Source organism: Rhizobacter sp. P1_G5 (genome assembly GCF_056405435.1).
In genome coordinates, this window is record NZ_JBFUCB010000098.1 from 1 (window position 1) to 13,992 (window position 13,992).

Annotated in this window: 13 protein-coding genes and 2 pseudogenes; 6 read left to right on the top strand and 9 right to left on the bottom strand. The window is 68.9% G+C overall.

The window, feature by feature from the left end; translation table 11 throughout:
- On the top strand, positions 1-1,192 hold a 1,192-nt coding region (locus tag AC1D12_RS09825), incomplete at its 5' end, for a carboxypeptidase M32 (RefSeq protein WP_477840163.1).
- Here AC1D12_RS09825 and AC1D12_RS09830 read toward each other — a convergent pair.
- The 9 genes and pseudogenes from AC1D12_RS09830 to AC1D12_RS09870 form a co-directional block, all read right to left on the bottom strand.
- Complete coding sequence (locus tag AC1D12_RS09830) at positions 1,180-1,623, bottom strand: DUF3037 domain-containing protein (RefSeq protein ID WP_477827028.1); 444 nt, start codon at positions 1,621-1,623, stop codon at positions 1,180-1,182. The genes AC1D12_RS09825 and AC1D12_RS09830 overlap by 13 nt on opposite strands.
- Positions 1,601-2,392: a HipA family kinase gene (locus AC1D12_RS09835; RefSeq protein ID WP_477840165.1), complete on the bottom strand. Its 792-nt coding sequence runs from the start codon at positions 2,390-2,392 to the stop codon at positions 1,601-1,603. The genes AC1D12_RS09830 and AC1D12_RS09835 overlap by 23 nt, the downstream gene beginning before the upstream one ends.
- 26 nt (positions 2,393-2,418) lie before the next feature.
- Positions 2,419-3,138, bottom strand: a complete 720-nt coding sequence (locus AC1D12_RS09840) for an FAD-binding oxidoreductase (protein WP_477827026.1) — start codon at positions 3,136-3,138, stop codon at positions 2,419-2,421.
- Positions 3,138-3,746, bottom strand: coding sequence for a sulfite oxidase-like oxidoreductase (locus tag AC1D12_RS09845; RefSeq protein ID WP_477827025.1), 609 nt, complete (start codon positions 3,744-3,746; stop codon positions 3,138-3,140). Before AC1D12_RS09845 ends, AC1D12_RS09840 begins: the two co-directional genes overlap by 1 nt.
- Positions 3,747-3,763: 17 nt before the next feature.
- The gene (locus AC1D12_RS09850; RefSeq protein ID WP_477840167.1) at positions 3,764-6,295 is read right to left on the bottom strand and encodes an ATP-binding protein; all 2,532 of its coding nucleotides are present in this window, start codon (positions 6,293-6,295) and stop codon (positions 3,764-3,766) included.
- A gap of 85 nt (positions 6,296-6,380) precedes the next feature.
- Positions 6,381-7,331 carry a diiron oxygenase gene (locus AC1D12_RS09855; protein ID WP_047512661.1) on the bottom strand — a complete coding sequence of 317 codons (951 nt, stop codon included), beginning with the start codon at positions 7,329-7,331 and terminating at the stop codon, positions 6,381-6,383.
- A gap of 183 nt (positions 7,332-7,514) precedes the next feature.
- Positions 7,515-7,901: a hypothetical protein gene (locus AC1D12_RS09860; protein ID WP_156155186.1), complete on the bottom strand. Its 387-nt coding sequence runs from the start codon at positions 7,899-7,901 to the stop codon at positions 7,515-7,517.
- A 199-nt stretch (positions 7,902-8,100) separates the two neighbouring features.
- Entirely contained in the window at positions 8,101-8,877 is a 777-nt protein-coding gene (locus AC1D12_RS09865) for a YoaK family protein (protein ID WP_477827307.1), read from the bottom strand.
- A gap of 441 nt (positions 8,878-9,318) precedes the next feature.
- Positions 9,319-9,959: pseudogene (locus AC1D12_RS09870) on the bottom strand (IS5 family transposase); the annotation flags it as partial.
- 123 nt (positions 9,960-10,082) lie between these two features.
- Between AC1D12_RS09870 and AC1D12_RS09875 the strand changes: the two are divergent.
- From AC1D12_RS09875 to AC1D12_RS09895, 5 genes and pseudogenes are all read left to right on the top strand, one after another.
- Entirely contained in the window at positions 10,083-11,159 is a 1,077-nt protein-coding gene (locus tag AC1D12_RS09875; protein WP_465113541.1) for a sigma 54-interacting transcriptional regulator, read from the top strand.
- A gap of 332 nt (positions 11,160-11,491) precedes the next feature.
- Positions 11,492-11,710: a hypothetical protein gene (locus AC1D12_RS09880; protein ID WP_047512690.1), complete on the top strand. Its 219-nt coding sequence runs from the start codon at positions 11,492-11,494 to the stop codon at positions 11,708-11,710.
- 56 nt (positions 11,711-11,766) lie between these two features.
- Positions 11,767-12,366: a Pvc16 family protein gene (locus AC1D12_RS09885; protein WP_047512697.1), complete on the top strand. Its 600-nt coding sequence runs from the start codon at positions 11,767-11,769 to the stop codon at positions 12,364-12,366.
- Positions 12,363-13,181: a hypothetical protein gene (locus AC1D12_RS09890; protein WP_477828582.1), complete on the top strand. Its 819-nt coding sequence runs from the start codon at positions 12,363-12,365 to the stop codon at positions 13,179-13,181. The genes AC1D12_RS09885 and AC1D12_RS09890 overlap by 4 nt, the downstream gene beginning before the upstream one ends.
- Positions 13,182-13,235: 54 nt before the next feature.
- Positions 13,236-13,992: pseudogene (locus AC1D12_RS09895) on the top strand (phage tail sheath family protein); the annotation flags it as partial.

Sequence of the window (13,992 nt, forward strand, 5' to 3'; positions counted from 1 at the left end):
GGTGCAGGCGCGCTCGCTGGCCACCGCGCGCTGCGAGCATGCGTGGCGCAGCCAGCGGCCGGCCAACGACTGGGCCGGCTTCGTCGTCAATTTCCGCGAGGTGCTGCGCGTCGGCCGCGAAGAAGCCCGGCTGCTGTCGGAGCAGACCGGCCTGTCGAAGTACGACGCGCTGATGGACCGCTACGAACCCGGCATGACCGGCGTCGAGGTCGACCGCGTCTTCGGCGACCTGCGGCAATGGCTGCCTGGCCTGATCGCCCAGGTGCGCGACCGCCAGTCGCGCGAGACCTGCCTCGAGCCGGTGGGCCCGTTCCCCGTCGAGCAGCAGCGCCGGCTGTGCGAGGCGGTGATGCACCTGCTGGATTTCGATTTCGAGGCCGGCCGGCTCGACACCAGCGCCCATCCGTTCTCCGGCGGCGTGCCCGAAGACGTGCGCCTGACCACCCGCTACCGCGAAGATGGCTTCCTGCAAAGCCTGATGGGCACCATCCACGAGACCGGCCACGGCCGCTACGAGCAGAACCGCCCGCGCAACTGGCTCGGCCAGCCGGTGTCCAGCGCACGCTCGATGGCCCTGCATGAGAGCCAGAGCCTGAGCTTCGAGATGCAGCTCGGCTGCAGCCGCGGCTTCACGCAGCTGCTGGCGCCGATGCTGGCCACGCATTTCGGCGCGCAAGCGGCCTTCGAGCCCGACAACCTGTACCGGCTGGTCACGCGCGTGAACCCGGGCTTCATCCGCGTCGACGCCGATGAGGTGACGTACCCGGCCCACGTGATCCTGCGCTACCGGATCGAGCGTGCGTTGATCGAAGGCGAGATCGAGCCGGAAGACATCCCCGGCCTGTGGGACGCCGGCATGATGGAACTGCTGGGCGTCGGCACCCGCGGCAACTTCACCAACGGCGCGCTGCAGGACGTGCACTGGCCGGACGGCCTGTTCGGCTACTTCCCGTGCTACACGCTGGGCGCGATGTACGCGGCGCAGTGGTTCGCAACCCTGCGCGGCCAGCACCCGGACCTGGATTCGCGCATCGCCGCCGGCGACCTGTCACCGGTGTTCGACTGGCTGCGCGAGAACGTGTGGCAGCAGGCGAGCCGCTGGACGACGGCCGAACTCGCGGTGCGCGCGAGTGGCGAGCCGCTGAACCCGCTGCACTTCCGCCGGCACCTCGAGAACCGCTACCTGGGCTGATCCGCCGGCGGGTCGGGCAGGGCGCCGCGGCGCGGCCGCACCATCGCATCGAGCAGCCGCTCCAGCGCGCCCGGCAGGTCGCGGCAGCGGCCGGTGTGCACCGGCGAGGTCTGGATCGCCGTGCTGCGCGGCGCGACCAGCCAGTCGAACCGCTCGCGCGGCAGCAGCCGGCCCAGCGCACCCGCCTCGGCACCGCCGCGGCAGATCGCGGGGATCGCGGCCAGCGAGGCGCGAATGGCGGCCAGGTCCAGGCCCGGGTCCAGCGCCAGCAGGCGGGCCTCGTCGACCTCGATGCCGGCCTGCAGGAAGCCCGAGGGCGCGCACGAGACGATCGCCCCGACGTTGATGAACTCGCCGCGCTCGACCCGCGGCACCACGCGCACGATCGCGTAGTCGTAGGTGCAGAGATCAGCGGAGCTGGGAGCGGGCACGGATCGCCTCCTCGACAAAGACATGCGACGCCGCCAGCCGGCGCGTCAGGTAATCGGCATAGGCCTGGCGGTGCGCGGCATGGTCGGCGAAGACCTCGGGCTCGCCGAGCCACGCATCGGGGATCAGCGCGACGATGTCGGCGATGGCCTGCGGCGTGATCGCCTCGCGCATGCGCGCATCGGCCTCGGGCAGCGCAGCGGCGAACGGCAGCAGCACATGGTCGCGCACCAGTGCGAACGGGCTGGCGGCGCGGTCGAGGTGGCCATCCCACGCGTGGTGGAAATACAGCGCCGCGCCATGGTCGATCAGCCACAGCCGGCGGTGCCACATCAGCAGGTTGCTGTTGCGCGGCGTGCGGTCGACGTTGGTGACGAAGGCGTCGTGCCAGACGATGGCCGACGCGATGTCGGCGGCCGGCTGGTCGGCCAGCGGGTCGAAGGTGACCGAGCCGGGCAGGTAGTCGAGTGCGAGGTTCAGGCCGGCGCTGGCGCGGATCAGGTCCTGGATCTCGGGGTCGGGCTCGGTGCGGGCGAGTTCGGCCTCGAGCTCGACCAGCACGATCTCGGGCACCGCGAGGCCGGCCGCGCGCGCCAGCTCGCCGCACACCAGCTCGGCGATCAGCGCCTTCGGGCCCTGGCCGGCGCCGCGGAACTTGAGCACGTACAGGCCCTGGTCATCGGCCTCGATGATCGCGGGCAGCGAGCCGCCTTCGCGCAAGGGCGTGACGTAGCGGTGGGCGCAGACGGTGCGCAGGGGGGGGCGGGGCATCGGCGGATTGTCGCCTCAACCCGGGTTCAGGCCCCGCCGTAGCGCTCGGTGCGGATCGTCGAGGCGTCGATGCCGGCCGCACGCAAGCCCGAGGCGATGGCCTCGACGAACGGCGTCGCGCCGCAGACGAAGGTCGCCGCGGGCGGATGGCCCCAGCCGGCCAGCGCTTCGCGCAGCAGCACATCGTCCAGCCGGCGATCGAGGTCGCCGGGCCGGCGGCGCGGCTCGCGCGTCGTGATGAAGACCAGCCGCAGCGATGGATCGGCGCCTGCCATCGCGGCCAGCTCGTCGGCGCAGATCAACTCCTCGTGCCGGCGTGCCGAGTACAGCAGCAGCGTCGGCAGGCCGCGGCCGGCCTGGTGCCGCAACCGCAGCATCGCCAGCAGCGGCACGACGCCCGAGCCGCCGCCCACCAGCAGCAAGGGGCCGCCATCGGCCGGCTGCCACACGAAGTGCCCGCCGATCGGGCCGCGCGCTTCGAGCGCGTCGCCGGCCTGGGCCGCTTCGTGGAACCAGGGCGAGACCTCGCCGTCGTCGAGTCGCTCGACCATCAGCTCGACCCGCGCCGCACCCGGCGCCGACGCGATCGAGTAGCTGCGCTGCGCCTGGTAGCCATCGGGTGCCGTCAGCCGCAGGTCCAGGTGCTGGCCGGCGTGCTGCGCGGCCAGCTGCAGGCGCAGGAACACGCTGGCCACCCGCGGCGTGCGGGGTCGGACCTCGTCGATCACCACCTCGCTCCAGTCCATCACGGATCGTTCGTGTAGCGCTGCTCGCGCCACGGGTCGCCACGCATGTGATAGCCGCGCAGCTCCCAGAATCCGGCCTCGTCGCGCGCGGTGAAGCGCAGGCCCTTGACCCACTTCGCGCTCTTCCAGAAATACAGGTGCGGCACCAGCAGCCGTGCCGGGCCGCCGTGCTCGGGCGCAAGCGGAGCGCCGCCGAAGCGCGTCGCGACCATCGCCTGCCCGTTGGCGAGGTCGGCCATCGGCACGTTGGTGTCGTAGTCGTCGAACGAGCGCGCCAGCACCCAGGGCGTGGGTGCCTCGATGCCGGCGGCGCGCAGCAGGTCGTCGACGGTGACGCCCTGCCATTCGGTGTCGAACTTCGACCAGGTGGTCACGCAGTGGATGTCGCCGCGCCAGGTGGTCTGGGGCAGCGCGTTGAACTCGTCCCACGACCAGCTGGCCAGCGGGCGCGGGCCATCGTGCAGCGTGAAGCGCCAGTCGGCCAGCGGCACGTCGGGCGTCGGGCCGTACGACAGCACCGGGAAGTCATCGGTGAGGTGCTGGCCGGGCGGCAGCCGCTTCGCCACGTCGGTGGCCGGGCGGCGGCCGAAGAATCCGCGGGTTGCCATGTGAATCTCCTTGTTGCCTACAAGCCTCGCACGTCCGACTCGACGCGTGCAAGTTCCGCGCCGATCTCGTCGAGCGCCGCGCCCAGGTCGCCGCTCGTGCCGGTGTGCACGCTGTCGGCCAGTGCCATCGACAGCGCGGCCAGGCGCTCGGCACCGAGCTGCCGCCCCGAGGTGGCCAGCGCATGCGCGGCGCGCTTCAGCTCGGTCCACTGCACCGGTTCGGCGGCCGCCGCGCGCATCTGCTGCATCAGCCGCGGCGCCTCGCCGAGGAAGGTCGAGGTGACCGAATGCAGCAGGTCGTGCATGCCCGGCCGCTGCCGGGCCCTCAGTTCGGCCAGCGCCTGCGGCGCCAGGCGCGGCGGCGCGCTGAGCCAGCGCTGCAGCACGTGCTCGATCACGTCGCGGGTGAAGGGCTTGGCGATGTAGTCGTTCATGCCGGCCGCGAGGCAGTCGTCGCGGTCGCCGGCCATCGCATTGGCGGTCAGCGCGATGATCGGCAGCTCGCGCTCGCCCTGGGCCCGGATGCGGCGGGTTGCCTCCAGCCCGTCGATGCCCGGCATCTGGCAGTCCATCAGCACGGCGTCGTAGACGCGCTCGCGGCAGCGTGCGATGGCCTGCAGGCCGTCGGTCGCGCGGTCGACCTGCAGGTTCAGCGATTCGAGCATCGCCGCCGCCACCTCCATGTTCACCGGGTTGTCTTCGGCCAGCAGCACACGCCGGCCGGACAGCGGCGCGCTGCCGGCGCCCGGTGCGACCGGCCGCTCGCGCGACACGGGCACGCCCTGCGCCGCGGCGAACGGGATGCGCACGAAGAAGGTGGAGCCGTGCCCCTTGACGCTGTCGACCGCGATCGTCCCGCCCATCAGSGTGACGAGTTGCCGCGTGATCGCCAGCCCCAACCCGGTGCCGCCGTAGCGGCGGGTCATCGAGCCGTCGGCCTGCGTGAAGGGCTGGAAGAGCAGGGCGCGCGCCGCATCGTCCATGCCGATGCCGGTGTCGCTCACGCAGAACTCGATGCGCGGCCCGGGCGCCCCGCCGGCATCGAGTGCGCCGAGTTTCAGCTCGATCTCGCCCTGTTCGGTGAACTTGACCGCATTGCTCAGCAGGTTGGCGAGCACCTGGCGCAGCCGCATCGGGTCGCCGCGCACCAGCTGCGGCACGCCATGGCCGATCTCGACGGACAGCGCCACGCCCTTGCGGCGGGTCGCCGCAGCATGCAGCCCGAGCTCGTCGTGCACCAGCGCGGACAGGTCGAAATCGATTGCCTCGAGCTCGACCTTGCCGGCCTCGATCTTGGACACGTCGAGGATGTCGTTGATCAGGTGCAGCATCGTCTCGCCGGAGCCGTAGGCGGCGGTCGCGAGGTCGCGCTGGCGGGCGGTCAGCTCGGTCTGCAGCAGCAGCTCGGTCATGCCGAGCACGCCGTTCATCGGCGTGCGGATCTCGTGGCTCATGTTGGCCAGGAAGGCGGATTTCGCGCGGCTCGCGCTTTCAGCGGTGGAGCGGGCGCGCTCGAGCTCGCTCAGCATCTGGTCGCGCCGCTCCAGCAGGCGATAGACCGACAGCGTGAGCCACAGCAGCAGGGCGTTCATCGCGAGCGCGACCGACACGACCAGCCAGTTGGTGCGGCGCCAGTGCGCCAGCACGACGGTCTCGGTGGCGATGATGCTGACCACCATCGGGTAGGCCTGCGACACGGCCGGTGCGACGATGCGCAGCCGCGAATCGCTCGGGTCGGTGGGGCGCGGGTCGTTGAAGAGGGCGGTGCCGCCGGCCTGCGCGCCCTCGGCCAGCGCGCGCAGCGACCCGCTGCCCTTGATGACCTGGCCCATGAAATCCTCGCGCGGCGGGTGGCGCGCCAGCAACGTGGCGTCGCCGCGCAGCAGCGCCAGCGAGACGTCGCCCTGCTCGAAGTTCATCGAGCGGTAGAAGCGCTCGAAATACTCGCTCTCGATGCCGACCTGGGCGATGCCGATCATCCGGCCCTGCGGATTGCGCAGCTTGCGCACGAGATAGAAGGTCCATCGGCCGTTGCCGCGGTTCTTGACCGGCTCGGACAGGAACACCTCCAGCGACGGGTTGGACAGGTGGGTCTTCAGGTAGTCGCGGTCGGACACGTTGATGTCGGGCGGCGGGTAGCCGCGCGAGAAATTGACGATGTCGCCCGCGGTGGTCGCGATCGAGATCACGTCGATCTGCGGCAGGTCTTTCTGGCGCTCGCGCATCATGTCGAACACCGATTGCCGGCCGGCGATGCGGCGCAGCGCGACCTCGTCGATCGGCTCGGACTTGTTGATCTCGTCGATCACGCGGCCGAGCACGGCGTCGGCCGCGGCGAGCGTCTGGTCGGCATGGCGCACGGCCAGCGTCGAGAGCTTGGAGAGAAACAGCCGCCAGTCGTCGAGGGCGTCCTGGCGGCTGCGCCAGCTGATGAAACCTGCCGCCGAGAGCGTCAGCACCATCACCAGCAGCCCCACGACCAGCACCGACTGGCTGCGGCGCAGGCCGGGCCGGCGCGGGGCGAGGGTGCTCGCTCCCGAGCCTGCCACTGCATGCGGAACTGCCGGACCCGCCAGATGCCCCTTCCTCATCAGCGGATGATGCCGCGTTTTGGCATCGGCGGACGCTGGGGATTCAGCCGATCAATGGTGTGAGCGCATGGGTCACGCGGTTCATCTGCTCCTCGGTGAGCAGGCCGGAGAGCAGCTGGAAGAAGCGGGGCTGCTCGATGCCGGAGACGATGTACTGCCAGCGGTAGGCCCGCAGCATCACGGCGCGCAGCTGATCCAGTTGCTCCGGCGAGCGCGGGCCGAGCCGGTGAATGAAGTACCGGACGTCGGATTCGCTCTGTGCACGCAGCAGCCCGTCGACGGCGAGCATCAGCGCGATCAGGTCGTCGACCGCCGCATCGCGCTGGGCCGGCGTCAGCCTGGCGTCTTCCCGGTGCCATTCGATCTCGTCGAGCACCGCGTGCTGGGATTCCTCTTTCCAGTGGAAGCGGAACACGTCCCGGAACAGTTCGGACAGCTCAGGATCGGGGTGGATGCTGCGCTGGTAGTGCGTCTGCGTGAAGAGTTCGATGTGGCAGGTCAGCGCCAGGACTGCCCAGGTCGATTTGCTGAGCACCAGGCGGGCGACCGGGTCGGCCTCGGGCACGAACTGGTAGCCGGGCGCCATGCCGGCGGCCATCAGGTGCTCGAGCCGCCGGAACAGCGCCTGGTGCTTCAGCTCTTCGTCGCTGAAGCGGATCAGCGCCTCGAGGGCGATCTGGTCGCCGAACCAGTACTCGCGGCTCACGTCCAGCAGCTTGGCATTGATGAAGCGCTCGACCATGCCGAACATGTTGGCGTAGGTGCGGCCCTGGATCTGGCTGAGCAGGCGTTTCTCGCTGGCGCTGTAGCCCTGCAGCCGGTCGAGCTGCGTCAGCCCGTCGGGCAGGAATTTCTGGTCGAAATCGAAGCTGCGGCTGCGGATGACGTCGCGGTCGATCTCCCAGCGCACGCGTTTCGAGAGCTCGATGCAGCGGGCATAGCGGACGGTGGTTTCGGGATCGGTAACGTCGAGACCGGTGGTTTCAGTGCTCATGATCAGTCCTCCTGAATGTGTGTGCGGATCGGTGGAGCACTGGCGACCCTAGCCACCACAAGAGGAGAAATTGTGCAGTTCACCCTGTTCGCAGCAGGCCCGGCGCACTGCACACGCCACTGCAAACGATGCCAGGCAGAGCACGCAGCGCGCGACGGCGCTGCGGCTGCTGCCGGGCCAGGCTCAGGCCGTGCCCGCGCCGGCCGCGCGTTGCGGCAGGGTGGGACCGGTCTTCGGTCGTCGCCGGCCGACGCGCGTTCGCATCACAGGTGTCGAGAGCGGCGCCCTGACGGCCGCGGCTGCGATCTGGATCGGCTGTGCGAGCCACGCGGGTGGCTGCCAGTCCCCGAACCAGGCGGGTGCGGGCTGTGCGGTCGCACGCGGCGTCAACTGCTCGTCGACGATGCGCCCGAGCTTCATCAGCAAGGCGCGCGCGTAGTCGGCCTCGTCGGCAACGAGGTGCTGCAGTTCGTCCCGGATCTGCATCACCTGCAGCCGCAACTGCTGCACCGGCGCGACATGGGCGTGGCGTTCGATCGCCTCGAGGTGCTCATGGGTCAATCGAGTCATGGATGGGGGCCCTCCGGGTTGGATTGGTTGGGTGGGTTGGCAACACGCTATTACCTTTCAGTGCTTGCGGCGCGGACGCGGCCGTGGCAGCAGTGTCCGGTCCGGCGTGCCAGGGGCGTTCGATCCATGCGAATGGGCGATGGGGAATGCGAAGCTGCCGGGGTGGAGCCCGGGGCCCCGGCTCGGACCGGTGGCCGGTTCAGGGTCTTCGCGGCGACTGCCAGGCTCGGCGATGCGCGACCAGGAGAGGCATCTCGGCCCAGAGGGGCGGAACGGACAAGGCAAGGAGTAGCAAGGCCAGCGGCACCACGCAGATGAAGCCCACGAGCTTGAAGCCCGACGCGCCGATCACGCCGCCCAGCACGAACATGAGGATCAGGCCGGCCGAGCGCTTCATCCGTGCCTTTTCATGCCGAACGAATTGAACTGACGGGGTGTGGCGGGCGTTCCAATAGATCAGCTTGCCCAGTTCCATCCCGAAGTCCGTGATGTTGCCGGTCATGTGCGTGGTGCGGATGCTGCCGCCTGATGTCTTGGAGCCCACCGCGTTCTGGAGGCCCATGATGAATGAGAGCAGCAGCACCGTCACCGGCACCGCAAATGGCGTTGGCCATGTGAGCGTGATGGCGCCCATGATCCCGAAGGGGAACATCAAGGCGGCTTCCAGGAGCAGCGGCAGCGCGTAGATGGCACGCAGCCGGTTCTGGCGGCCCCAGTTGACGAGGACCGCGCACACGGCGGCGCCGATGACGAATGCGCTGATGGCGCCGAGCGCGCTCAGGAAAAGTGCGCCGTTCCCGAGGACTGCGCTGTCGGCGAGCTGYGACGCGAAGCCGGTCATGTGCGACGTATACGTGTGCAGGACCAGGAAGCCCCCGGCGTTCACAGCGCCGGCATTGAAGGCCAGGAGCAGCCCGAGGGTCCAGTTCGTCGAGCGCGAGCGGTGACGGTAGGTGATCAGCTGGAGTCGGCGCATGACGACGCAGGTTACTGCATCGAATGTCGATGGCGGGGCTCGACGGCGGACGCCCAACGGCTGTCTCCCGGTCTCGATAAGCGCGACAATGTATATTATGTCAAATTACTGATGAGGCCCGCCCGTCGGCGGTTGGTTCGAGAAGGTTGGTTGCCGGATGGAAACCTAGCCCTTCTTTCGGCGGTAACGCGCAACTCCCGGCGAAAACCGCAGGTCTGCGGCTGCGCCCCGATGATCTTGGCATCGCTGCGGCCGTACGATGCTGAACACTCCCTACGCAACGTTCGTCCGGACCGAAAGGCGCCACCACGGATGAACGGTTTCCTGTCGCAACTCCGCGACAAGACTTCATTGCTCCGTCTCCCGCCTATCGGGCGTGGATGGGCGGAAACTGGTCACCAACTCCTGTCGAATTACTCGGAGGTAGGCCTCATCCCAGACGACGACATGAGGGATGTAGCCGTGGTGCTCGATGGTGCGCAGGTGCTCGGCGCACGGTAGCCCGCGTCGGCGCACAGATGCTTGTTTCGCCGATGCGGCGGATCCTTGCGTTTGACAGCGATGGCGCCGAGCACATCGTCAAGCCGCTTGCAGTCATGAACGTTAGCCCCGGTCACGACGAGCGACAACGGGACGCCACGACCGTCCACCAGCAGGTGGCGCTTGCTGCCTCTTTTCCCCCGATCCGTTGGATTCGGGCCGACGGCTTCTTGGGCCAGCGGCGCCTTCATCATCGCGCCGTCGATGCCCTGCCAGCGCCAGGCGATGCCTTCCATCTGGTCATGCTCGGCCAGGCCGGCTTTCCACAAAGCCTCGAAGAAGCCCGCTGCCTCCCACTCGAGGAAGCGCTTGTGGATGGCGCTTGCGCTGCCGAAGCGCTCCTTGGGCAGAGCCTTCCACTGGCAGCCCGTGCGCAGCACGCAGACGATGGCCTCGAACACCAGCCGCGCCGGCTTCGGCGGCCGGCCCGCTCCCGGCTTGCGAACATAGATTCGGTCAGCCGCTGAGCGCAGCGGAATCAGCGGTTCGACCCGCTGCCAGAACTCGTCAGTCACCACCCACGATTCGACGCGCTTGCCCAAGGTCTCGGTCCTTCGCCGTGCTCGCCGCGGCTCGGATCGGATCGGATCGGCATTCTGCCTATTTACGGATAAGTTCTTAGGCTTGGAGCCCCGAAGCTCATCCATCAACATAGGGATTCCTAAATGCCAGCAGTGGCCAATCATTGGGGCCTTCAAAGCGCCGACGACAACGAACGCATCAGGATCCGCGCCGTGCTCAGCCCCACCCCGTCCAAGCTCATTGGTCGATCGCCATCCTTCCTTCACGCATTGGGATTGATGGAACGCATGGCGCACTACGAAACGCCGGTCCTGATCCAGGGCGAAACAGGGACCGGCAAGGAGCTGGCGGCACGCGCCATCCACTACCTGTCGGCGCGGCGCGAAGGCCCGTTCGTGCCCTTGAACTGCGGTGCCTTGCCCGAGTCGCTGATCGAGAGCGAACTGTTCGGCTGCGAACGCGGCGCCTTCACCGATGCCAAGCAGGCGCGCAGCGGATTGGTGGCAGCGGCCGAGGGCGGCACGCTGTTTCTCGACGAGCTGGATTCGCTCCCCCCGCGCGCGCAGGTTTCCTTGCTGCGCTTCCTGCAGGACTATCGCTACCGCCCGGTCGGCGGTGCGCGCGAGTGCACGGGCGACGTTCGCATCATCGCGGCGGCGAGCCCGCGACTGAACGACTTGCTGAGCATCGGTGCCTTCCGTGACGACCTGGCGTTCCGGCTCAATGTGCTGCTGCTCGAGATGCCGCCCTTGCGCGAACGCGCCGGCGATGCGCGCATCCTCGCCGACCACTTCATCGCCCGTCATGCGCGCCAGTATGGCCAGCCGTTGCGTCGGCTGCATGCGCAAAGCCTCAAATGGCTGGAGGCCTATCCCTGGCCCGGCAACGTGCGCGAGCTCGACAACCGGGTGCAGCGCGCCCTGCTGTTGTCGGACGCTGAGGAATTGCACCTGGAGCCGAGTGCCGATCCTGCAGCGCGGATAGAGGTGGCGGACTCGCACGACGACTCCATCCATGCCTTCAACGAAGCACGCGAGCGTGCGATGCAACGCTTCGAGCGTGACTACCTGCGGCGCCTGATGCATGCGACCGATGGCAACGTCACGCATGCAGCCCGGCTTGCGGGCAAGGAACGCCGCTCACTCGGCAAGCTGCTCAAGAAACATGGCATCAAGGACGACCTGCTCGTCGCGCCGCTGTTTCCAACGTCCGACGCCTGACAGGTCGAATCGGCAACGCACCCCGGATTGAGCATCCGGGCTCACGCGAAGAGCGTCCTCGCTCTTCCGTCCCTCCCCCTTGTTGAGGTCCGCTGCGCCCAGAACCCTTCGCGAAGCGGGGGCGGCGATCTCCTGCTTCAGCCACATGGGCGGGTCACTCTCGCCGCAGTGGGTCGGCCTCAGTGGGTCGTCTGCGACCCAGCTGCCACCCCAGCTCCAATCAAATCAACCACTTGCGATCAGGCAATCCATGGCACGCCTCTCGCAAGAAGAGCGCGAACTCTGCTGGAGATGTTTTGTTCGATGAGGCAGGGCCGAGGACACGGCGAGCAATGCAGGCCATAGAGGCCTGGCTCGCGCGCTACCCCTCCGCCGCCGACACCGAACAAGGCATCCACGACTGGTGGTTGCCCGACATAGGCGTGGACGTGCCTCGGTCCGACCTGCGACTCGCGCTCGATGCGCTGGTGCAGCAAGGCCGGCTGCAACGCGACACGCTGCCGGACGGAAGCGCGGTCTACCGCGCTCCCGCCCCGTCGAGTTCCCCTTGACCGGCAGCCCGACAACGCCTCGACGGAGACAGCCCCCGCGGCAATGCGCAAGCAGCATGGCAAACATCCAGGCCATCCATTCGGTCGGGCACTCGATCGTGACCTACCTGCGCAACACCTATCCGGCCACGGTGGGTGCACAAGCCATGCCGACCTGCGACTTCGCGCTCGTGTCATCGGGCGAACTGGCGCTCCCGATCGAAGACGACACGCGCGTGACGCTGTATCCATACCGCGTCACCGTCAACGAGCACCAGCGCCAGCAACGCCCGCAACCGATGTCGCCACAGCAGCAGCCGCCGCTGGGCCTGGACCTGCATTTCCTCCTGACCGCCTGGGCTGGCACCCCCCAGGCCGAACTGCTGCCGATGGCCTGGGCCATGCGCCAGCTGTACCAGCACCCGCTGCTCGACGCCTCGGCGCTGTCGCCCGAGGCTGGCTGGGGGCCCGACGAAGTGATCCAGATCATCCCGTCGGAGCTGTCCAACGAGGACATGATGCGCATCTGGGACGCGCTCACGCCGCCTTACCACCTGTCGGTCTCCTACGTCGTGCGCCTGGTGCGGCTGGATCCCGACGTCTTCGAGGGCGCAGCCCCGGTGGTCGCTTCGCGCTTCGGGTACGGCCCGGCCTGGCAAGCGGGGATCGCGCGATGAGTGCGCTGCTGATGCGCGAGACCGATCGCCTCGAGCGCCGCGTGCTCGGCGCGATCGAGTTCCTCGACGCCACCACGCGCACCCGCGTGGACACGCCGCTCGACGTGCGCATGGACGGTGCCAGGCTGCTGCGCAACCGCAGCGGCCTGTACGTCATCACGCATGCCGAGCACCCCTTGCTGGCGTTGCATGCCGATGCCTTCGAGACGGCGCCCGTGCAGCCGGTTCTCGGCAGCGTCGCCTTCACGCTGCTGGTCGGCGACCGGAGCGGCCGTTACCTGCCACGCAGCGTCGCCGTCACGCTGCCGCGCGATCCCGCACCGGCCAATGCGGGCTCGCCCGCTTCGTTGTTCCGTCCCATCGAGGTGCCGCTCTACCCGGCCGCCACGGCGCCCGTCGGTCTCAATTGGTCGGTGCTGCGCGTCGCGGTGCGCGACAGCACCAGCGGCGACGCGCTCGGTGGCGTCCTTCTGATCGTCACCTCCGGCGGCAACACGCTGGCGCGCGGCTTGAGCGACTGGCGTGGCGAAGCGCTGGTGGCCGTGCCCGGCGTGCCGGTCACCACCTGGTCGGAAACGCCGGCCGCGGTGACGGTGAACGAGATCAACGCGCAGATCGAAGGCGTGTTTCCCGGCAGCGGCGGCACCCGCATCAGCGCGGCGCAGCTGAGCTCCGGCCGCGCGCCCCTTGCGCTGCCGCAGATCGATCCCGAAGTCGTCGAGTCCCAACGAGCCGCCCTGCCGCGCAGCACCCAGGCGGTGACCTTGGCGACCGGCCGCAGGCAATCGCTTTTCCTCGTTCTGGCACTGCCATGAAGGCCGCACGCCAGTTCTTCCAGACGTCCACCTTCATGCAAAAGGAGATGAACCATGCCTGAATACCTGGCACCCGGCGTATACGTCGAGGAAACCAGCTTCCGCGCCAAGTCGATCGAAGGCGTGGGAACCAGCACCACCGCCTTCGTCGGGCCGACGCGCCGCGGCCCGGTCGGCAGCACCACAGGCCGCCTGGCCACGCCGGAAATGGTGACCAGCCTGCCCGACTTCGAGCGGATCTACGGCAGCCTGCAGAACCTCGGGCTCAGCGACGTGACGAACGGCGCCGACCGACTGAACTTCGTCGCCCATGCGGCGCGTGCCTATTTCGACAACGGCGGTTCGCGCCTGTACGTCGTGCGCACCGCCAATGGTGCGGCCACTGCCGCGGGCCGCCTGCGCGACGGCAACAACACGCCCGCCGAGGATGTCTTCGTGCGGGCCCGATTTCCCGGCGTTGCCGGCAACGGCACGGTGCGGGTGCGCGAGAGCGGTCGCTCGGCCACCGTGCTCTCGCTGACGAATGCACCGGAGGGCAGCATGCTTCGCATCGTCGCTGCCAACACGCCGACGCTGTACCTGAAGACCGGCAGCGTCTGGTCCGACAGCGGCGCGGCCGCGCTGTCGCTGGTCGATGCGGGCAACGTGCCCCTGCCGCCCACCGCCACGCCCGGCCCTGTCGGCGCCACCGCCGAACTGCTCTCGCTGTCCGTCGAGTTCGCGGATGCCGACGGCTACGTGCAAGGCTGGGACGAACTCGGCTACGGCAGCGCGCACCCGCGCTACGTCGGCACCCTGCTCTCCCAGAACC

What these genes read in the sequence shown, in the direction of transcription:
- AC1D12_RS09835 (WP_477840165.1), bottom strand. Translation starts at nt 2,392, where the DNA reads ATGCCCCGCCCCCCCCTGCGCACCGTCTGCGCCCACCGCTACGTCACG.
- AC1D12_RS09840 (WP_477827026.1), bottom strand. Translation starts at nt 3,138, where the DNA reads ATGGACTGGAGCGAGGTGGTGATCGACGAGGTCCGACCCCGCACGCCG.
- AC1D12_RS09845 (WP_477827025.1), bottom strand. Translation starts at nt 3,746, where the DNA reads ATGGCAACCCGCGGATTCTTCGGCCGCCGCCCGGCCACCGACGTGGCG.
- AC1D12_RS09855 (WP_047512661.1), bottom strand. Translation starts at nt 7,331, where the DNA reads ATGAGCACTGAAACCACCGGTCTCGACGTTACCGATCCCGAAACCACC.
- AC1D12_RS09860 (WP_156155186.1), bottom strand. Translation starts at nt 7,901, where the DNA reads ATGACTCGATTGACCCATGAGCACCTCGAGGCGATCGAACGCCACGCC.
- AC1D12_RS09875 (WP_465113541.1), top strand. Translation starts at nt 10,083, where the DNA reads ATGCCAGCAGTGGCCAATCATTGGGGCCTTCAAAGCGCCGACGACAAC.
- AC1D12_RS09880 (WP_047512690.1), top strand. Translation starts at nt 11,492, where the DNA reads ATGCAGGCCATAGAGGCCTGGCTCGCGCGCTACCCCTCCGCCGCCGAC.
- AC1D12_RS09885 (WP_047512697.1), top strand. Translation starts at nt 11,767, where the DNA reads ATGGCAAACATCCAGGCCATCCATTCGGTCGGGCACTCGATCGTGACC.
- AC1D12_RS09890 (WP_477828582.1), top strand. Translation starts at nt 12,363, where the DNA reads ATGAGTGCGCTGCTGATGCGCGAGACCGATCGCCTCGAGCGCCGCGTG.